Source organism: Amycolatopsis japonica, assembly GCF_000732925.1.
Classification (GTDB): domain Bacteria; phylum Actinomycetota; class Actinomycetes; order Mycobacteriales; family Pseudonocardiaceae; genus Amycolatopsis; species Amycolatopsis japonica.
In genome coordinates this window covers 8,381,322-8,400,155 of sequence record NZ_CP008953.1, presented here as the reverse complement: position 1 = coordinate 8,400,155, position 18,834 = coordinate 8,381,322, and the positions used below count along the sequence as shown (strand labels likewise).

Sequence of the window (18,834 nt, the reverse complement as noted above, 5' to 3'; positions counted from 1 at the left end):
GTACCAATGGTTCAGACCTTGTCGGCCGCGGAAACCTCGTCAGGACAAGGCGGAATCGGCCGGAGTTCGTTAACTTTCCTTTCTCTCAAGGGTTTCTTGAGTTCTGTCCCGCTCCGTGGCCCATAGCGGAAAGGGCCGACGGAAATCGCGGGAAACCGGTTTCCCGCGGCGGAGTTGTCCACAACACCCCAGTTGTCCACAACACCCCAGTTGTCCACAGGCGGGGCGGAATGGCGTTGTGCGGGGTGGGGAAGCGGCGCGACCGTGGAGTGATCACCCGAGTCCGACCGAATCACTGGGGGAGTCATGACCGCGGAACATCCGCTCGTCGTCGCCGGAGACGACGTCCTGCTCGACGAGATCCTGCGCGTGGCGGCGGCCGCGGGGTGCGAGGTCGAACGAGCACCCGATCTGGACGCCGCACGCGGGAGATGGGCCCGTGCGCCGCTCGTGGTGCTCGACGAAGAGGCCGCGAGCGCGCCGAACCGGCTGCTGCGGCGGAACAAGGTCCTGCTCGTTTGCAAGGGCGCACCGACACCGGTCACGTGGGAGCGTGCCGTCAACACCGGTTCGGAGAAGGTCCTTTCGCTGCCGGACGAGGAAAGCGACCTCATCGGCGAATTCGCCGATGTCGTCGACGGGCCGCCACGGGACGACGGCGTCGTCATCGGGATCATCGGCGGGCGAGGCGGGGCCGGGGCATCGGTGCTTTCGGCCGCCGTCGCGTACCGGGCGGAGAAGTCCGGCACCGGCGGGCTGCTCGTCGACTGCGATCCACTCGGCGGCGGGGTCGACGTCCTCCTCGCCGCCGAACGGGATCGCGGGCCACGCTGGCCGGAGCTCGAACTCGGCGGCAGGGTGTCCATGGCCGCGTTGAGCGAAGCCCTGCCGCGAAAGAAGTACGCGACCGGCTCACTGTCCTTTGTGTCCTATGGCAGGGAAGGACGAGGGCCGGGGCCCGATGCGATCGAAGGCGTGCTGTGCGCCGGACGGCGAGCGGGACGGACGGTCGTCTGCGATCTGCCGAGGTATTTCGGCGCCGAGACGTCCGCCGTGATCGGGCTCGCCGATCTGGTCGTGGTCGTCGTCCCCGCCGAACTCCGTGCCTGCGCGGCGGCGAAACAGGTCCTCGCCAGGATCGAGCCCCACGCGTCACGGATCGGTGTCGCGGTACGGGGGCCGTCGCCCGCCGGGCTGATCCCGCAGGAGATCGCCGACGCCGTCGGCGTTCCGCTCATCACTTCGATGGGCCGCGAGCGCTCCCTCGCGGCGGCCCTCGACCGCGGTGAGTTCGTACTGAGGCATCGCGGGCATCTGGCCATCGCCGCCGGCGAAGTCCTCGCGGCCGCGCGCGGGCGGCTGGCCGGTGCCTCGCGATGACCGACGATCTGGTCGAGCGGGTCCGGCGGCGGCTGGCCGGATCGGCCGCCCCGGCGGATCCGGTGAGCGTCGCGCGGGCCGTCCGCGCCGAAGCCGGTGGCGCGCTCGGGCAGGAGGCCGTCCTCGGAGCGGTCCGGCTGGCGCGTGACGAGTTCGTCGGAGCCGGTCCGTTGGCGCCGCTTCTCGAAAAACCCGGCGTCACCGACGTTCTCGTCACGGCACCCGACGAGGTCTGGACCGACACCGGTGAAGGCATCCGCCTGACGGATGTTCGTTTCGCCGACGAGGAAGCCGTCCGCAGGCTGGCCCAGCGGCTCGCCCTCGCCGGCGGGCGGCGCCTGGACGACGCTCAACCGTTCGCCGACTGCTGGCTGCCGGGAGTGGGTCCGCAAGGCCGCGTCCGCATGCACGCGGTCCTCCCGCCGATCGCGCCGGCCGGGACCGCCCTCTCGCTTCGCGTGCTCCGGCCCGCAACCCACGATCTCGCCGAACTCCGGCTGCGCGGGGTGTTCGGCACCAGCGGCGCGGACCTGCTCGGCTCGGTCATCCGGCGGCGGCTCGCGTTCCTGGTTTCCGGCGGGACGGGGGCGGGCAAAACGACCCTGCTCTCCGCGTTGCTCGGCGCGGTGCCCCCGGCCGAACGCATCGTCTGTGTCGAAGACGCCGGAGAACTGCAACCGGACCATCCGCAGTTCGTCAGCCTGCTCACCCGGCCGCCCAACGTCGAAGGCGCGGGCGAGGTCGGGTTGAGCGAGCTGGTGCGGCAGGCGTTGCGCATGCGTCCGGATCGGCTGGTCGTCGGCGAAGTGCGCGGTGGCGAGGTCATCGCGTTGCTCAACGCCATGAACACCGGGCACGAGGGCGGCGGCTGCACCGTGCACGCCAACTCGCCGGCGGACGTCCCCGCGCGGCTGGAGGCGCTGGCCGCGCTCGGCGGGCTGAAACGGGACGCGCTGCACAGCCAGCTGACGGCGGCGATCCGGGTGGTCCTGCACATGCGCCGCCTGCCGAGCGGGATCCGGCGCCTGGACGAGGTCGGTGTCCTCCGGTCGTTTCGAGGCGAGGCCAAGGTCGTCCCGGTCTGGAGTAAAGGCTCCTGGATCGGCGACCAGACGCCGTTCGAGGAGATGGCGGCATGAACCCGTGGTTCCTGCTCTCCTGGGGCGCGGGTCTCGCCTGCTGGCCCAAGTCGATGGCGCGTACCCGGATCGCCTGGCGGCTACCTCGCGCCGTCCGGGTGTGCTGGTGGCCGCTGCCCGCGCTGGCTCTGTCCTTCGTGGGAATCGGCTGGGCGGTGGCGACGCTCGTACTCACCTGGACCCTCCGCCAAGAGCATCGGTGGCGGGCGCGGGAGAAGGCGGCGCTGGCCGAAGCGGAACTCACCGGGTCCGTATTGCGGACGATGATCGCCGAGCTCCGTGCGGGTGCCCATCCGGTGGCCGCGGCCGAAGCCACCGCAGAAGCGGTTCCCGCGGCGTCCGAGCGCTTGCGCGGACTCATCGCGGCCGCCCGGTTCGGTGGTGGCACCGCCGCCGATCCGGACGCGCCTCCGGCGCTGGCCAACGCGTGGGCACTCGCGAACCGGTTCGGGCTTCCGATGGCCGAGGTACTCGATGCCGCACGACGGGACGCCGAGGCGGAGATCGGCTTTCGTCGTCGGCTCAAAGCCAAGATGGCGGGCCCCAGGGCGAGTGCCGCCGTGCTCGCGGTCCTCCCGCTGCTGTGCCTGGTACTCGGCGAAGCGATGGGGGCCGGACCGGTCCAGGTCTTCACCGGTACGGGCGCCGGGCAGCTGTCGCTCATCGTGGGCAGTGGCCTGATCTGGGCGGGTACGGCCTGGTGCCGGGCCCTCACCGGGAGGGTGGCGCCCTCGTGATCGGGGCGGCCTTGATCCTGCTGGGCGGTGCCGTCTTGTGTTGGCCGCGCGTCACCTCCATGGCCACAGCGCGGCCCGGGTGGCTCCGGCCGCGCGGGAGAACTTCCCGCGACAACGGCGTCTCCGAACTCCTCCGATCCGCGGCCACCCTCGACCTGCTGGCCGCCTGCCTGGGCGGCGGGCTGCCGGTACCCGTCGCACTCGAAGCCGTCGTACCGACCGCGTCACCGAAGACCGCGGCGGCACTGCGCTCGGTGGCGTCGCACCTCGCCGTGGGCGTCGGACCGGCCGAAGCCTGGGCCCCGGTCCGCGACCGGCCCGGCCTGACCGAACTGTCCGTCGCCGCCGTCCGTACGGCGAGGGCGGGCACCGCGCTCGCCAACCATGCGAAGGACCTCGCGCGAAGACTGCGTGAGTCGCTCTCCGCCGAAGCCGAGGAACGAGCCGAACGGGCCGGAGTGCTGCTGGCCGCACCGATCGGTCTGTGCTTCCTCCCCGCGTTCCTGTGCCTCGGTGTCTTCCCCGTCGTGCTCGGCCTCGCCGGGCGTCTCGACCTCCTCTGATCGAAAGGCGATCCCATGACCAAGCTCCCCACCTTCCGCGAAGACGACGGCATGACGACGGTCGAGTACGCCATCGCCACGTTGGCCGCGGCCGGGTTGGCAGGCCTCCTCTATCTGGTCGTCACCAGTGATGCCGTCTCCGCCGGGCTTACCGCGCTCATCGAGCGGGCCTTGTCGGTGAAGTTCTGATGGCCGACCACGGCTCCGTCACGGTGGAGGCCGCCCTCGGCATCGGCGCCCTGACCTTCCTCTCGGCCCTGCTGTTCGCCGGGATCGGCGTGGCCTCCGATCAGCTCCGCTGCACCGACGCGGCACGAGAGGCGGCCAGGCTCCTCGCCCGTGGCCAGCCCGCCCGTGCCGAACAAGCGGTTCGGGAGATCGCGCCGTCCGGCGCTCGGCTGGACGTCGTCCGCGAAGGGGAGGCGATCACCGTCGGCGTCGAGGCCGAACCGGTCGGCGGCCTCCTGCCTGGGATCCGGCTGCATTCCCGCGCGTTCGCCATCGCCGAGCCTGGGAGCGGGCCATGACCTCGAACGACCGCGGGGTCGCGACCGTGTGGACGGCCTCGATCGTCGCGGCCCTGGTCTGCGCGGCGGCGTTCGTCTTCTGGGTCGGCGCCGCCGTCACGGCCCGGCATCGCGCCGAGGCCGCCGCCGATCTGGCCGCGCTCGCGGCCGCCTCGCACGCGACGGAGGGCCCCGGCGCGGCCTGCGAACGGGCCCGGCAGGTCGCCGTCCGGATGTCGGTCACGCTGCTCACCTGCCGGTGGGAGCGCGGCGATGCCCTGGTCGAGGTGCGCTCGGAGCCGTCGGGGCGGCCGGCGGTCACCGGACGGGCGGAGGCCCGCGCCCGGGCAGGGCCGGTCGACCGGCCACCGTGACGTGCGTCGCACGACGAACGGTCGTCCAGTGGTGACCGGCCGGTAGTACGCGTGAGTAACCGCTCGGCGCGAGCAGCGGTCGTTGACGTACGGCGAGCGGTCGAAGTCATGATCAGCCCGCCGCCGAACGGCCGCCCGCCGCTCACCGTGGGCGCCGTCACGCGGTACGGAAACCCAGGTCGGCTGCGACGAACGGCCTCGGACCGGTCGCGCACGCCCGTTAATCGGGCGTCCGGCGTTCGGTCCGTCCGGTCGCACTACCGCGCGTTCATCGCTAAGTAACCGCCGGTTGTCGCGCGAGGTCTTCTCCCGATGTGCAACTTGCCGTTTATTGAGATGTGCGCCACCTCGAGAAGGTCGCCGGGTAGCGCGGAGCAGAACCGACACAGGACAGAGTTGACCTGAGGCAGGGACGGAATGTTGGACGCGAATTGGCCGGACAGCTGGCGGGGCGCCTTCCGCATCGAGATGCGGGCGGAGGCGATCGGCCTCGCGTGGCGTGGCTGGCCGGTGCTCCCGGGTGCGGAGCCCGCCGCGATCACCGCGGAGGGTGACGACCTCACCTGGCGTCGTCCCGTCCCGGCGCAGGACAACTGGCGTGAACTGCTCGAGACCCACCCGCACGAGGTCGCCACCTGGTTCGGCGACGACACCCACAGCCTGCTCGTGGCCACCGGCACCGTGCTCGACGCCATCGAGGTCGACGACGAGCTCGGCAAGGCCGCCGCCCGCCTGCTTCGTGCCACCGGCCACCCCGCCCCGATCGTCGCGATGCCGAACGGCCGCTGGCTGTTCCTCACCACCGTCGCCACGAGCATCCCGCGGGAACTGGCCGACCAGGCCTCGATCCAGTGGCACGGCGCGAACGGCTACATCCCGCTGCCCCCGTCGCCGTTCCAGCACGGTGTCGTGCACTGGCGGGTCAAGCCCGAGGTCTGGGGCTGGCAGCTGCCCGAGGCCACCGAGGTGCACGACGTGCTCGTTCGTGCGCTGGCCGGTGACCAGGCCGTCGCCCCGGTGGCGACCCTGAGCACCGCCGCCTGATCAACCCACAATTTCAAGCCACAGCCCTTCAAACCACCAAGTGGCCGGACACGGACCCGTGCTGACGCAAAGCCCCGAGCACGGTGTCCAAAACGGCCACTGCCCCCGCCTTGTCCAGCGGATCGTTGCCGTTCCCGCACTTCGGCGACTGGACGCAGGACGGGCAGCCGGCCGGGCACTCGCAGGAAACGATCGCCTCCCGCGTTGCGGCCAGCCAAGGGACAATCGCGGCAAATCCGCGGTCGGCGAATCCCGCACCCCCGGGATGGCCATCGTGCACGAACACCGTCGCCTCCCCGGTGTCTTCGTGCCACGCGGTCGACACCCCGCCAATGTCCCAGCGGTCGCACGTAGCGAACAGCGGTAGCAGGCCGATCGCCGCGTGCTCGGCGGCATGCAGGGCACCGGGGACGCGCGCCGGATCCAACTCGGCGCTCGTCCCCGGTGCTCCGCCAAGTTCCTCGGTCCCCACCCTGGAGCCTCCGGTCCCCACCGGCTCCAGAACTTCGGTCCCCGCCCGATGGCCCCCGGTCCCCGCCACACCATCGGACACACCGAGCAGCTCCGCCGAGATCGTGTACCAGACGGCGCGGGTGTGCAGGCTCTGCTCCGGCAGATCCAGCGGCGTCTGGTCCAGCACCTCACCGGACGGGCGCCGCCGCAGGTAACCGACCACTTGCGAACTGACCGACACCTCGCCGAGATTCACCGTGACACCGCCGTGCGTGCTGGTCTCCTCGGTGCGCAGCACACTGATGTCGACGATCTCGCGCGGTGACGTGGTCCAGTCCGGATCCTCCGCGTGCACCAGCGCGAGCCCGGTCTCCAGATCGAGTTCGTCGACCACATAGGACGAACCCTGGTGCAGGTACACCGCGCCAGGATGCACCGCGTAACAGGCGGAACCCGGGTCGACGGTGCCGAGCATGCGGCCCGAGTCGGCCTCCACGACGGCGATCTGCTCGCCGCCGGAACCGCGGATGCCGACCTCGGCGTGCGGCCGGTCCCGCGAAGTCCAGTACCAGCCGCTCGTCCGGCGCCGGACGATCTTCTCCTTGACCAGATCGCCGAGCACGGCACGCGCCGGGTCGCCGCCGAAGGCCGCGACCTCCGGCTCGGTCAACGGGAGTTCGGCGATGGCGCACGCCAGTTGCGGCCCGAGGACATACGGATTCGACGGGTCGAGGACGGCGGCTTCCACCGGCCGGTCCAGGATCGCGGCCGGATGGTGCACGAGATAGGTGTCCAGCGGATCGTCCCTGGCCACGAACACGACCAGCGCCGCGTCGCCCGCGCGCCCGGCCCGCCCCGCCTGCTGCCAGAACGACGCGAGCGTGCCCGGGTATCCCGCCAGCACCACCGCGTCGAGTCCCGCGATGTCGACGCCGAGTTCGAGCGCGTTCGTCGTCGCGACGCCGAGCAAGCGCCCGGACAACAACGCCGCTTCGAGGGCGCGCCGTTCCTCCGGCAGGTAGCCGGAGCGGTACGCGGCCACGGATTCCGCCAAGGAACCGTCCACTTCGGACAGAATGCGCCGGGCGCCGAGCGCGGTCAGCTCCGCGCCTCGCCGCGATCGGACGAACGCCAGCGAACGAGCGCCTTCGATGACCAGTTCGGCGAGGATGCGGGAAGCCTCGGCCCCCGCCGAGCGCCGCACCGGCGCCCCGTTCTCGCCCGAGAGTTCCGACAGCAGAGGGGGTTCCCACAACGCGACCGTGCGGGCGCCCCGCGGTGAGCCGTCCTCGGTGACCGGGACACAGTCCTGCCCGGTGAGTTTCGCCGCGAACGCCGCCGGGTCCGCCGTCGTCGCGGACGCGAGGACGAAGACGGGCGAAGCGCCGTAGTACGCCGCGACCCTTCGCAGCCTGCGCAGCAGCAGTGCCACGTGGGAACCGAAGACCCCGCGATAGCTGTGGCATTCGTCGACGACGACGAACGCGAGCCGCCGGAAGAACCGTGACCAGCGCGAGTGCGACGAGAGGATCCCGCGGTGCAGCATGTCCGGGTTCGTGAACACCCAGTTCGCGTGCGCGCGGACCCAGTCCCGCTCCTCCAGCGGGGTGTCACCGTCGAACGACGCCGCCCGCGCCTTCTTGATGTCCAAAGAGGACACCGCGCGCAACTGGTCGGCGCCGAGCGCCTTGGTCGGCGACAGGTACAGCGCCGAGGCGCGCTCGTCCTCGACCAAGGCCGAAAGCACCGGCAACTGGTACGCGAGCGACTTGCCCGACGCCGTTCCGGTGGAGATCACCACATGCTCGCCCGCGCGGGCCAGCGACGCGGCTTCCACCTGATGCCGCCACGGCGCCTTGACGCCGTTCGCCTTCAGTGCCTCGACGACCGGGGCCGCCGCCCACTCCGGCCAGTCGACCGAATCCGCCGGACGGGCGGGCAGTTCGGCCACATGGGTGACCGGGTACAGCGAAGCCGGGATCCCCGCCGTCGCGCGGTCGAGAAGCCGCCGCCCTTTGCCGGGTCGCACCGTGCCGTCCACGTTCCGAGCTTCGCACAGCGCACCGACAGAAACGGGCCGCCGCCGAACGGATCCGGCACTGGAAGCGACCTTCGATGATCGATAAAGTGACCAGCCTCACAAGGTAACGGAACGTGCGGTGGCGGGGACGCCTTGCCGTCCGCCATCCCACTACCAATACACTCCCGCAATCCACACCGTCTGTGGCGAGCGTCATGTGAGACGTACCTTGCAGTGCGACTAGCGTGACATTCGGTTCAGATCCCCATGCCAGCGCGGGAGCCGCCGGTCCCATCGGCGGGTCGTTCGCTGGCCAACGGCGACGTCTCCAGGAGGACGAATGTCCCGGCAGTTCCTCGCGGAGGGCGAACTCACGCTCTCCGGAGGTGGTTACACCATCGTCGGTGTAATCGCCGTGGTCGCCCTTGCCGCACTGGTCATCGGCTACGTTCTGCTCAAGGAGGTGCTGGCCGCCGGCCAGGGCACCACCAAGATGCAGGACATCGCGAAGGCAGTGCAGGAAGGCGCGGCTGCCTATCTGAAACGGCAGCGCAACACCCTCGCGATCTTCGGTGCGATCGTGTTCGTACTGCTTTTCGCCTTGCCGGCCGATGACTGGAACGAAAAGATCGGCAGGTCGATCTTCTTCCTGGTCGGCGCGGCGTTCTCCTTCGCGATCGGCTATCTCGGCATGTGGCTGGCGACGCAGGCGAACCTGCGCGTCGCGGCCGCTTCGCGGGAGGAAGGCGGTCGCGAAAAGGCGATGCGCGTGGCCTTCCGCACCGGTGGCGTGGTCGGCATGATCACCGTCGGTCTCGGCCTCTTCGGTGCCGCGGTGGTCGTCCTCGTCTACACCGGACAGGCCCCGAAGGTGTTGGAGGGCTTCGGTTTCGGTGCCGCGCTGATCGCGATGTTCATGCGTGTCGGCGGCGGTATCTTCACGAAGGCCGCCGACGTCGGCGCGGACCTGGTCGGCAAGGTCGAACAGGGCATCCCCGAGGACGACCCGCGCAACGCGGCCACCATCGCCGACAACGTCGGTGACAACGTGGGCGACTGCGCCGGGATGGCGGCGGACCTCTTCGAGTCGTACGCGGTCATGCTCGTGGCGGCGCTGATCCTGGGTAGCACCGCCTTCGGCATGCACGGCCTGATCTTCCCGCTCATCGTTCCCGCCATCGGCGTGATCACCGCGGTCATCGGTGTCTACATCACCAAGGCCAAGGCGGGCGAAGGCGGTCTGGTCACGATCAACCGCTCCTTCTACATCTCCGCCGGTATTTCCGCGGTGCTCTCGACGATCGCGGCGTTCGTCTACCTGCCCGGTTCGTTCTCCGAGCTGACCGGTGGCGCCACGAGCGAGTCCGGGAACCCGGCGCTCATCGCGACCATCTCGGTCATCATCGGCATCGTGCTCGCGGCGATCATCCTCAAGATCACCGGGTACTACACCGGCACCGAGCACAAGCCGGTCAAGGAGGTCGGCAAGTCCTCGGAAACCGGTGCCGCGACGGTGATCCTGGCCGGTATCTCGGTCGGTTTCGAGTCCGCTGTGTACACCGCGCTGGTCATCGGCGCGGCGGTGTTCGGCGCGTACCTGCTCGGTGGCGGCGTCGCGCTGTTCGCCGTGGCGCTGGCCGGTACCGGTCTGCTCACCACCGTCGGCGTCATCGTCGCGATGGACACCTTCGGCCCGGTTTCGGACAACGCGCAGGGCATCGCGGAGATGTCGGGCGACGTCGACGAAGACGCCGCGCAGATCCTCACCGAGCTCGACGCGGTCGGCAACACCACCAAGGCCATCACCAAGGGCATCGCGATCGCCACGGCGGTCCTCGCGGCGACGGCGTTGTTCGGGTCCTACCAGGACGCGATCAGCAAGGCGCTGAAGTCGATCCCGGAAGCCGCGGAAGCCAGCATGTCGACGCTGAACTTCTTCGTGAACACGGTGGTCAGCCCGAACACCCTCGTCGGCGTGATCGTCGGCGCGGCGGTCGTGTTCCTGTTCTCCGGTCTCGCGGTCAACGCGGTGTCCCGTGCCGCCGGCGCGGTCGTCTACGAAGTGCGCCGCCAGTTCCGCGACATCCCGGGGATCATGGAGGGCACCACCCGTCCCGAGTACGGCCGGGTCGTCGACATCGTCACGCGCGATTCGCTGCGTGAGCTGACCACGCCCGGTCTGCTCGCGGTCTTCGCCCCCATCGCGGTCGGCTTCGGTCTCGGCACCGGCGCGCTCGCCGGCTACCTGGCCGGTGCGATCGCGACCGGCACCCTGATGGCGATCTTCCTCGCCAACTCCGGTGGCGCCTGGGACAACGCGAAGAAGCTCGTGGAGGACGGAAACCACGGCGGCAAGGGTTCGGACGCGCACGAGGCCACCATCATCGGTGACACCGTGGGTGACCCGTTCAAGGACACCGCCGGTCCCGCGATCAACCCGTTGATCAAGGTGATGAACCTGGTGTCGGTGCTGATCGCCCCGGCGATCGTGCAGTTCTCGATCGGCGCGGACGCCAACGTCGGCATCCGCATCGCGATCTCGCTGGTCGCCGTCGCGATCATCGTCGCGGCGATCGTGGTCTCCAAGCGCCGCGAGTCGGTTCTTTCCGACGCTCCCGCGGACGCGAAGGCGTAACACCGAACAGTTTCCTTCCGCCGGGCCCGCCACGATTTCCCGTGGCGGGCCCGGCGGCTGTCCGGGGCGGGCTAATCTCTGCGCGTCACGCCGATCCGATTCGGGGAGTTCCTGTCATGAGGCGTTCGATCGTCCTGTTCGCCGCAGGATTCCTGCTCGCGGGCTGCGGTGGGGCCGCTCCTTCTCCTTCTTCTCCCGCTCCGGCGGCGGGGAGTGCGTGGATGGACGGTTTCTGCGGTTCGCTGATCGACTTCGCCAAGATCGGCGATTTCACGATGCCCGACTTCGAACAGAACGACGTCGCCAGTGCGCGGAAGGTGATGGACGATGCCTTCGGGGTGTTCGCGCCCGGTTTCGACAACGCGGTCACCGGCTTGGGAAAACTCGGCCAGGCGCCGAGCGCGGAGGCCGACGCCGCGCGCAAGAGCATCGTCGACGCGCTGACGCCGATCCGGGACGAGGTGCTCGCCGCGAAGGCGGCACTCGACGCCGCGCCGAAGGACGACAAGAACGCCGTGGTGGCCGCGGGGGCCGCCTTCCGGCGAATCGGTTCCCACATGAACGACATGCCCGACCCGTTCCAGCAGCTGGAAACGAACGTTTCGTTGAAAACACTGGCCGCGCAGGCCCCGAACTGCGGAAAGCTGCCTTCTTGACCGTTCTTTCCGCCACGTTGATTTGCATTGCCCCCCGGTATCGGTACCGTCGGGGTCCAGCCGGGAAGTCGTCAGGTCGGGAGGTGTTTTCGTGCGGCCGCGGTTCACCGTCCTTGCCGCGCTAGCAACAGGTATCGGACTCGGCCTCGCCGGGTGCGGGCAGCAGCCCGCGGTGACTTCCCACGCCAGACAAGAAGGTCTCGCGACGGTCAGCGCGTCGGAGGCCGACCCCACCTCCGCTTGGGCGGAGGCGTACTGCGGCGCGGCGGGCGGACTCGTCCGGACGCTGGCGGCGCTGCCCAGCGTCGATCCGAGCACGCCGCAGCAGGCCTCGCGTACTTCCAGCGAGCTGATGCTCTCGGTGGTCGAAGGGCTGGATCGCACTTCCGCCGCGCTCGAGAACCTCGGCCCGGCACCGGTCGCCGGCGCTGACTCCTCGCGGACGGCCGCCGTCGCGCAGCTCGGCGGCATCCGCGCCCGCGCCGACGACGTCCGCCAGCGTCTCGACTCCTCAGCCGACCCCGAGGCGACGAAAACCGCGCTTCGCGACGCCAGGACCTCGCTCGACGAACTGGACCGCCTTGACCTTCTCAGGGGCCTTAACGACGTCCCTCAGCTCGCCGCGGCGAGCAGCCGGATCCCGGTTTGCCAGGAATTGGTGAAACAACCTCGCTGAGTCATCGGCCGATCACTGGCCATGAGTCGAACTTGTGTTCTATTCTGTCCGGGTGGACGGGACGATCTCGCTCTTCTCGGCGGAGGCGAGCGGGCCGGTGCTCGCCGACCTCGCCGGGGTGCTGTGCGGGCCCGGGCGGATGACGGGCTTCGGGCGGACGGCCGGGCGGCTGTCCGCTGTGGTCGACGAGCCGTGGCGAGCGGGAGCCCTCGCCAGGGAATGCCGTCGGCGCGGCGTCCAGGCGCAGGTCTCGGCCGCCGAATGCGGGCGGCCGCTCGTGAGAACGCCGTTCCGGGTCGATCTGCTGCCGCTGGAGCGGCGGTGGAACCGTGGTGAAGAGAAGGTCCTGCCGGAAGGCTTCCGGCTCGACGGGGCCATGTTGAGGATGTGGGCGCTGGCGGCTGGCAGTCCCCAGGGCAACGGCTACCTGCTCGCGCTCGATCCGGCGGCGCCGGAAACGCACGAGCTGCTGATCACGGCACTGGCGCGGCTGGGTGTGCCCGCCAAAGTGCAGAAGGGGGAAGACGCGCTGCTCCGGGTCACCGGACGGCGACGGCTGGCGCACGTCCTCGAGCTGATCGGGGACGCGCCCGCGGGTGCCGAGCCCGCCTGGCCGAGTCTGGTGCCGGTGGTGCGCGCCGTCTGAGGCTCTTGGTCGCGTGGGTCGTGAGTGGCGATTCGTGTTCTAACCCGAATCGCCACTCACGACCCACGCGAGACCGCACTCACGTGATCGAAGCCGTGACTCGCGTGATCGAAGGCGGAACTCGCGTGATCAGAGGCGGAACACCCGAGTGCGGCCTCCAGTCACGCGAGTCACGTCCCTGATCACGCGAGTCACGCCTCCGCGCACGCCGTGCCCTGTGTCCGGTCCGTGAAGGCCTCCTTGAGGGAACCAGAGTCCCTCAAGGAGGCCTTCACGGACACGGTTGGCGCCAACCCGGGTTGCCACTCGCGACCCACCTGACCTGCGTTCGGCCGCCGCCTGAACGCCATGAAAGGTCCTTTCCTTGCAAATTTCGCAAGGAAAGGACCTTTCATGGCACTCGGTGAGAAGGCGGAAGGTCAGGGCTTCGGCGCCCGGCAGTTCGGGTTGGCGAGGTCGAGTTCACTGTGCGAAAGGCAGGAGGTCAGCTGGTAGGTCTGCTCCCCGTAGTTGATGCCCTGCCGCACGGTCACGTTCCCGGCCGCGTCGACCTCGCACGGGTTGTTCATCGTGCACCGCTGGCCGCTTTCGTTGCCGGTGTTGTTGACGCCGACGACCTTCCCGGTCGAGGTCTCGATGATGGGCGACCCCGAGGTCCCACCGATCGTCTTGCACGCCGAGGTGTACCGGATCGAGTCCTTCCAGACCCAGTCCGCCTCGTGCAGCTCGTGGACGAAGCCGTCGATGTTGCAGGAGTAGATCTTCTTCCAGTATCCCGAGACCACGTCCATCGCGATACCCGCGGACGGACGGGTGGGCGAGAGCGTCAGCGGGGCGATACCGTACGTCGACTTGATCTTGGCGTAGCTGGTGTTGAGCTGGTAGAGCGAGACGTCCGTGTCGGTCATCGTGGCGTAGAGCAGCTTCTTCGCCTTGAGCGTGCCCAGTGACGAGCGGCCGTCCTTGGACAGCAGGCTGAACGTCCGTGACGAGGGCTTGTCGACGATTACTTCCCCGGGGTCCGGGAAACCTTCTTGCAGGCAATGCCCGTTGGAAAGGACGAGGGCGGGGTCGTCGAGGCTCGCCTCGGGCGGTTTGACCACCGACCCGGAGCAGTTCGACAACGCCACCGTTCCGGCGAAGGTGGTCGTGGCCGCTTCCGCCGGTGCGGTTCCGACCAGGGCGGACGCGGTCAGCATGGCGAACAGTGTGCCGAGGAGTCGTCGGGTCACGTGGAGTCCTTTCGGGTCGGCGTGGACATCAAGTGAAGCGTTGGCGGCTGTGAGCCACCACCGTCGAACGGAGGGTGTTCACCCCGTCACGCGGGACCCCAGGCGGACGTGTCCGACATCACGTGCTAGGTGTTGAAAGGAAACATCGACGAGGTCAGCGGCGATGCGCTGGACACACGATCGGCGGCGTGTTGCGCCACCTAGCCGTGGTCCAGGCGGTGCGAGCGTGCACACTGACGGGTCGAGAGGCGGCGCGAAGGCGCCGAAGATGAGCGGAGAGCAGGACAGCGTGGCAGGAGCACGGACGAAGAAGACCGCGGCGTCGGACGACGGCGCGGGCCGTCGTCGGCTGGTGATCGTCGAGTCGCCGACCAAGGCCCGCAAGATCGCCCCGTACCTCGGCGGTAACTACGTCGTGGAGTCCTCCGTCGGACACATCCGCGACCTTCCCCGCGGCGCGGCCGACGTGCCCGCCCAGTACAAAGGCGAGTCGTGGGCACGGCTGGGTGTCGACGTCGACAACGACTTCAAGGCGCTCTACGTCGTCACGCCGGACAAGAAGTCCAAGGTCACGGAGCTGAAGGGCCTGCTGAAGGACGTCGACGAGCTCTACCTCGCCACGGACCCCGACCGCGAGGGCGAGGCCATCGCGTGGCATCTGCTGGAGACCCTCAAGCCGAAGGTCCCGGTGCGCCGGATGGTCTTCCACGAGGTCACCGAGCAGGCGATCCGCGCCGCGGCCGACAGCACCCGTGAGCTCGACGGAGACCTCGTCGACGCGCAGGAGACCCGCCGCATCCTGGACCGGCTCTACGGCTACGAGGTCTCGCCCGTGCTGTGGAAGAAGGTCATGCCGAAGCTTTCGGCGGGCCGCGTGCAGTCGGTGGCGACCAGGATCGTGGTCGAGCGGGAGCGCGAGCGCATGCGCTTCACCTCGGCGTCGTACTGGGACATCTCCGCGACGATGGACGCCGGTGCCGAGGCGTCCCCCCGTAACTTCCCGGCCAGGATGATCGCCGTCGACGGCGCCCGGCTGGCCACGGGCCGTGACTTCGGTTCGGACGGGCAGCTCAAGGCTTCGAACAACGAGATCCGCGTGCTGGCCGAGGCCGACGCCGTCCGGCTGGCCGAGGCGCTGAAGAACCGCGACTTCAAGGTCGCGAGCGTCGAGGAGAAGCCGTACACGCGCAAGCCGTACGCGCCCTTCATGACCTCGACCCTGCAGCAGGAGGCAGGCCGCAAGCTGCGGTTCACCTCCGAGCGCACCATGCGGATCGCGCAGAAGCTGTACGAGAACGGGTACATCACTTATATGCGTACCGACTCCACGACGCTGTCGGAGTCGGCGATCTCGGCGGCGCGCAGCCAGGCGACGCAGCTGTACGGCAAGGAATACGTCTCGCCGTCGCCGCGCCAGTACACCCGCAAGGTGAAGAACGCGCAGGAAGCCCACGAAGCGATCCGTCCTTCGGGTGAGGTCTTCCGCACGCCGGGCCAGGTCGCGAAGGATCTGGACACCGACGAGTACCGCCTTTACGAGATGATCTGGCAGCGCACGATCGCGTCGCAGATGGCGGACGCGAAGGGCACCACGATGTCGGTGCGCATCGTCGGCACGGCCACCAGCGGCGAGGAGTGCACGTTCGCCTCGTCGGGTCGCACGATCACCTTCGCCGGGTTCCTCAAGGCGTACGTCGAGGCCGTCGACACCGAAAGCGGTGGCGAGGCCGACGACAAGCAGAGCCGTCTGCCGCAGCTGGTCAAGGACCAGGCGCTGACCGCGACCGAGCTGAGCCCGGACGGGCACACCACGTCGCCGCCGGCGCGCTACTCGGAGCCGAGCCTGGTCAGCAAGCTCGAAGAGCTGGGCATCGGCCGCCCGTCGACGTACGCGTCGATCATCAAGACCATCCAGGACCGCGGCTACGTGTGGAAGAAGGGCTCCGCGCTGGTGCCCTCCTGGGTCGCGTTCGCCGTGATCGGCCTGATGGAGCGGCATTTCGAGCGGCTTGTCGACTACGACTTCACCGCCGGCATGGAGGACGAGCTCGACCGCATCGCCGCCGGTGACGAGCACCGGACGCAGTGGCTGTCGAAGTTCTACTTCGGCGGCGACATGGGTGTCGACGGTTCCGTCGGCCGTCTCGGCGGGCTGAAGAAGCTGGTCGGCTCGGGTGTCGAGGACATCGACGCCCGCGAGATCAACTCGATCCCGCTGTTCAGCGATGCCGACGGGCACACCGTCGTCGTGCGCGTCGGCCGCTACGGCCCGTACCTCGAGCGCGAGGTGGACGGGACGTCGCAGCGGGCGAACCTGCCCGAGGACCTGCCGCCGGACGAGCTGACCAAGGAGATCGCGGAGAAGCTGTTCGCGACGCCGCAGGAAGGCCGCGTGCTCGGCAAGGACCCGGTCAGCGGACACGAGATCGTGGCGAAGGAAGGCCGCTTCGGCCCGTACGTCACCGAGCTCCTGCCCGAGCCGGAGCCGCTGCCCGAAGGCGCGACCGCCGCGCAGAAGAAGGCCGCGAAGGCGAAGCAGCCGAAGCCGCGGACGGGTTCGCTGTTCAAGTCCATGTCGATCGAGACGATGAACCTCGAAGACGCGCTGAAGCTGCTTTCGCTGCCGCGCGTCGTCGGCAAGGACCCGGAATCCGGCGACGAGATCACCGCGCAGAACGGGCGCTACGGGCCGTACCTGAAGAAGGGCACGGACTCGCGTTCGCTCACCACCGAGGACCAGCTGTTCTCGATCACGCTCGAAGAGGCGCTGAAGATCTACTCGGAGCCGAAGCAGCGTGGCCGGTCGGCGACCGCGAAGCCGCCGCTGAAGGAACTGGGCGACGACCCGGTGTCCGGTAAGCCGATGGTCGTCAAGGACGGCCGCTTCGGTCCGTACGTGACCGATGGCGAGTACAACGCGACGCTGCGGAAGTCGGACAGCATCGAGGAGCTGACCGCCGAGCGTGCCGCCGAACTGTTGGCGGAGAAGCGCGCGAAGGGCCCGGCGCCCAAGCGCAAGGCCCCGGCGCGCAAGCCGGCGGCGTCGAAGACGGCGGCCACCAAGACGACCGCGGCCAAGAAGACCACCGCGACCAAGACCGCGGCGGCGAAGTCGACGGCGGCGAAGAAGCCTTCGACGCGCTCGACGGCCACGAAGACGAAGTAGCTCCCGTCAAGTGCGATGAAGGGGCCTTTCATAGCAAAATTTGCTATGAAAGGCCCCTTCATCGCACACGGGACGCTCGTCAGGAGCGCAGGCCCGCCCAGAAGCCGCATCGATGGTCGACGTCGTGCGCGACAGGCCGGATCGCGTCCGGGGCGAGCGACAGCACGGCATCCGAATCCCATCGGGGCGATCCGGGCGCGTTCGGATCACCCGTGCGCATGAAGGTGGTCCAGTACGCGATCATCTGCCGCGAAAGCCGTTGCTGCGCCGCGTCCAGCGACTCCTCCACCCCGCTGAGCTCGAAGAGGTAGACCAGGTCCAGCGCGTGCGCCGCGCCGTGCGGCACCGTGGGGACGTCGTTGCCGTTGACGTTCGGCGCGTTCTTGTCGTCGAACTCGTAGGCGTGCACGGAGGTCCGCCGCGACAGCAGCCGGTTCCCTTCGGTCGTCGGGCAGGCCCACGACCGGTCGGTGGTCACGGTCGCCCAGGCCATCGCGGGCGACAGGTGGTCCCGCGAAGGGTATTCGGCCGCGACCTCGTCCGCGTACTCGCCGAACGACTTCCGCAAGAGCTCCTGATAGCGCTCCTCGGTGATCGGCTTGAGCTTCTCGACCCCGGCGATGAACGCCCGCATCTCGTCGTGCGTGCCGCCCGAAATCACCGGCACGCGGTGGAAAGCGCCGCGCCGCAAGGCTTTCGCGGGGTCGAGCGGGAGCAGTGGGGTCCCGTAGGTCAGGTGGTTGGCGAAAGTCTGGTTGTCCTTCAGCAGATCGGCGGCCGGAAGACGCCGCAGGCAATCGAGCGTGTCCGGGCCCTCGCAGCCGTGACTCGCGGCCACCGCCGCGCCGTCGGCTTCCGTTTTCGCGAGCGGGGCGTAGGGCGTTTGGGCTTCCTGGTTCGGGATGAGACCGCCGGGTGGCCAGTTCAGCAGGCATGAGCCGGACATGATCGCGGCCTTGTGGAACAGGCCCGCCGCGGCGGGCGAGGTGAGCAGCGCGCAGGTGCTCATCCCGCCCGACGACTGCCCCGCCACCGTCACGTTCCGCGGGTCGCCGCCGAACGCGGCGATGTTGCGCTGAGTCCAGTGCAGCGCGGAAAGCTGGTCCATGAAGCCGAAATCGCCGGAGCCCGCGAGCCCCGGAAGGCCGAAGTAGCCGAAGACGCCGAGCCGGTAGTTCGTCGTCACCACGACGACGTCGCCCTGATCCGCCAGGCGTCGTGCGCCGTAAAGGCTTCCCGCGTCCATCGTGTAGCCGCCGCCGTGCAGCCAGACCAGCACCGGCAGCCGTCGGTTCCCCGCGTCGCGCGGCACGGTGACGTTCAAGAAGAGACAGTCCTCGGCGCTGCCCGGCATGAGCTGGGTGCAGGCGGCGCCGGGTTTCGTCGCGTCCGCGACCTCCTTCCACGGTTCGGGCGGTCGCGGCGGCTTCCATCGATCCTCGCCGACGGGTGGCGCGGCGAACCTGATCCCGTCGAACGTCCGGGTCGGCCCGGAGTCCATTCCGCGGACCGGCCCCGCGTCGGTGCGCACGACGAGCGGGTCGACGGGGGCGACGATCGTGAGCAGGCCGGTGACGATGGCCAGCAGAAGATGCATGAGAGGTCCT

General features: G+C 69.4%; 16 protein-coding genes. 13 read left to right on the top strand and 3 right to left on the bottom strand.

Annotated features, from left to right (window positions below; translation table 11 throughout):
* Positions 1-306 precede the first annotated feature (306 nt).
* The 8 genes from ssd (at position 307) to AJAP_RS38970 (ending at position 5,743) form a co-directional block, all read left to right on the top strand.
* Positions 307-1,380 carry a septum site-determining protein Ssd gene (gene ssd, locus AJAP_RS39005; RefSeq protein ID WP_038520989.1) on the top strand — a complete coding sequence of 358 codons (1,074 nt, stop codon included), beginning with the start codon at positions 307-309 and terminating at the stop codon, positions 1,378-1,380.
* Positions 1,377-2,519 carry a TadA family conjugal transfer-associated ATPase gene (locus AJAP_RS39000; protein ID WP_038520987.1) on the top strand — a complete coding sequence of 381 codons (1,143 nt, stop codon included), beginning with the start codon at positions 1,377-1,379 and terminating at the stop codon, positions 2,517-2,519. The genes ssd and AJAP_RS39000 overlap by 4 nt, the downstream gene beginning before the upstream one ends.
* A complete protein-coding gene (locus AJAP_RS38995) occupies positions 2,516-3,256 on the top strand; it encodes a type II secretion system F family protein (protein WP_038520984.1) in 741 nt (246 codons plus the stop codon). Before AJAP_RS39000 ends, AJAP_RS38995 begins: the two co-directional genes overlap by 4 nt.
* A 59-nt stretch (positions 3,257-3,315) precedes the next feature.
* A complete protein-coding gene (locus AJAP_RS38990) occupies positions 3,316-3,819 on the top strand; it encodes a type II secretion system F family protein (protein ID WP_407639390.1) in 504 nt (167 codons plus the stop codon).
* 15 nt (positions 3,820-3,834) lie between these two features.
* The gene (locus AJAP_RS43395; RefSeq protein ID WP_038520979.1) at positions 3,835-4,008 is read left to right on the top strand and encodes a DUF4244 domain-containing protein; all 174 of its coding nucleotides are present in this window, start codon (positions 3,835-3,837) and stop codon (positions 4,006-4,008) included.
* Entirely contained in the window at positions 4,008-4,346 is a 339-nt protein-coding gene (locus AJAP_RS38980; protein ID WP_038520976.1) for a TadE family type IV pilus minor pilin, read from the top strand. Before AJAP_RS43395 ends, AJAP_RS38980 begins: the two co-directional genes overlap by 1 nt.
* Positions 4,343-4,699 carry an Rv3654c family TadE-like protein gene (locus tag AJAP_RS38975; RefSeq protein ID WP_038520975.1) on the top strand — a complete coding sequence of 119 codons (357 nt, stop codon included), beginning with the start codon at positions 4,343-4,345 and terminating at the stop codon, positions 4,697-4,699. The genes AJAP_RS38980 and AJAP_RS38975 overlap by 4 nt, the downstream gene beginning before the upstream one ends.
* Before the next feature lie 417 nt (positions 4,700-5,116).
* A complete protein-coding gene (locus AJAP_RS38970; protein ID WP_038520972.1) occupies positions 5,117-5,743 on the top strand; it encodes a bifunctional DNA primase/polymerase in 627 nt (208 codons plus the stop codon).
* Positions 5,744-5,771: 28 nt separating this feature from the next.
* Here the strand turns inward: AJAP_RS38970 and AJAP_RS38965 are convergent, their stop codons facing one another.
* Positions 5,772-8,237, bottom strand: a complete 2,466-nt coding sequence (locus AJAP_RS38965) for a DEAD/DEAH box helicase (RefSeq protein WP_038520969.1) — start codon at positions 8,235-8,237, stop codon at positions 5,772-5,774.
* A gap of 319 nt (positions 8,238-8,556) precedes the next feature.
* Between AJAP_RS38965 and AJAP_RS38960 the strand changes: the two genes are divergently transcribed.
* From AJAP_RS38960 to AJAP_RS38945, 4 genes are all read left to right on the top strand, one after another.
* Positions 8,557-10,851, top strand: coding sequence for a sodium-translocating pyrophosphatase (locus AJAP_RS38960; RefSeq protein WP_038520967.1), 2,295 nt, complete (start codon positions 8,557-8,559; stop codon positions 10,849-10,851).
* Between the two features lie 116 nt (positions 10,852-10,967).
* The gene (locus AJAP_RS38955) at positions 10,968-11,507 is read left to right on the top strand and encodes a hypothetical protein (protein WP_228694802.1); all 540 of its coding nucleotides are present in this window, start codon (positions 10,968-10,970) and stop codon (positions 11,505-11,507) included.
* A gap of 91 nt (positions 11,508-11,598) precedes the next feature.
* Positions 11,599-12,183: a hypothetical protein gene (locus AJAP_RS38950; RefSeq protein WP_038520961.1), complete on the top strand. Its 585-nt coding sequence runs from the start codon at positions 11,599-11,601 to the stop codon at positions 12,181-12,183.
* Between the two features lie 34 nt (positions 12,184-12,217).
* Positions 12,218-12,829 carry a hypothetical protein gene (locus AJAP_RS38945; RefSeq protein WP_038520959.1) on the top strand — a complete coding sequence of 204 codons (612 nt, stop codon included), beginning with the start codon at positions 12,218-12,220 and terminating at the stop codon, positions 12,827-12,829.
* A 419-nt stretch (positions 12,830-13,248) separates the two neighbouring features.
* Here the strand turns inward: AJAP_RS38945 and AJAP_RS38940 are convergent, their stop codons facing one another.
* Positions 13,249-14,061: a S1 family peptidase gene (locus AJAP_RS38940; protein ID WP_038520957.1), complete on the bottom strand. Its 813-nt coding sequence runs from the start codon at positions 14,059-14,061 to the stop codon at positions 13,249-13,251.
* A 268-nt stretch (positions 14,062-14,329) separates the two neighbouring features.
* Between AJAP_RS38940 and topA the strand changes: the two genes are divergently transcribed.
* Positions 14,330-17,227: a type I DNA topoisomerase gene (topA, locus tag AJAP_RS38935; RefSeq protein ID WP_174492080.1), complete on the top strand. Its 2,898-nt coding sequence runs from the start codon at positions 14,330-14,332 to the stop codon at positions 17,225-17,227.
* Between the two features lie 79 nt (positions 17,228-17,306).
* On the opposite strand, the gene AJAP_RS38930 is transcribed toward topA, so the two are convergent.
* A complete protein-coding gene (locus AJAP_RS38930; RefSeq protein WP_038520954.1) occupies positions 17,307-18,824 on the bottom strand; it encodes a carboxylesterase/lipase family protein in 1,518 nt (505 codons plus the stop codon).
* Positions 18,825-18,834 lie beyond the last annotated feature (10 nt).

What these genes read in the sequence shown, in the direction of transcription:
- ssd (WP_038520989.1), top strand. Translation starts at nt 307, where the DNA reads ATGACCGCGGAACATCCGCTCGTCGTCGCCGGAGACGACGTCCTGCTC.
- AJAP_RS38980 (WP_038520976.1), top strand. Translation starts at nt 4,008, where the DNA reads ATGGCCGACCACGGCTCCGTCACGGTGGAGGCCGCCCTCGGCATCGGC.
- topA (WP_174492080.1), top strand. Translation starts at nt 14,330, where the DNA reads ATGAGCGGAGAGCAGGACAGCGTGGCAGGAGCACGGACGAAGAAGACC.
- AJAP_RS43395 (WP_038520979.1), top strand. Translation starts at nt 3,835, where the DNA reads ATGACCAAGCTCCCCACCTTCCGCGAAGACGACGGCATGACGACGGTC.
- AJAP_RS38995 (WP_038520984.1), top strand. Translation starts at nt 2,516, where the DNA reads ATGAACCCGTGGTTCCTGCTCTCCTGGGGCGCGGGTCTCGCCTGCTGG.
- AJAP_RS38970 (WP_038520972.1), top strand. Translation starts at nt 5,117, where the DNA reads ATGTTGGACGCGAATTGGCCGGACAGCTGGCGGGGCGCCTTCCGCATC.
- AJAP_RS38930 (WP_038520954.1), bottom strand. Translation starts at nt 18,824, where the DNA reads ATGCATCTTCTGCTGGCCATCGTCACCGGCCTGCTCACGATCGTCGCC.
- AJAP_RS38955 (WP_228694802.1), top strand. Translation starts at nt 10,968, where the DNA reads ATGAGGCGTTCGATCGTCCTGTTCGCCGCAGGATTCCTGCTCGCGGGC.
- AJAP_RS39000 (WP_038520987.1), top strand. Translation starts at nt 1,377, where the DNA reads ATGACCGACGATCTGGTCGAGCGGGTCCGGCGGCGGCTGGCCGGATCG.
- AJAP_RS38960 (WP_038520967.1), top strand. Translation starts at nt 8,557, where the DNA reads ATGTCCCGGCAGTTCCTCGCGGAGGGCGAACTCACGCTCTCCGGAGGT.
- AJAP_RS38990 (WP_407639390.1), top strand. Translation starts at nt 3,316, where the DNA reads ATGGCCACAGCGCGGCCCGGGTGGCTCCGGCCGCGCGGGAGAACTTCC.
- AJAP_RS38975 (WP_038520975.1), top strand. Translation starts at nt 4,343, where the DNA reads ATGACCTCGAACGACCGCGGGGTCGCGACCGTGTGGACGGCCTCGATC.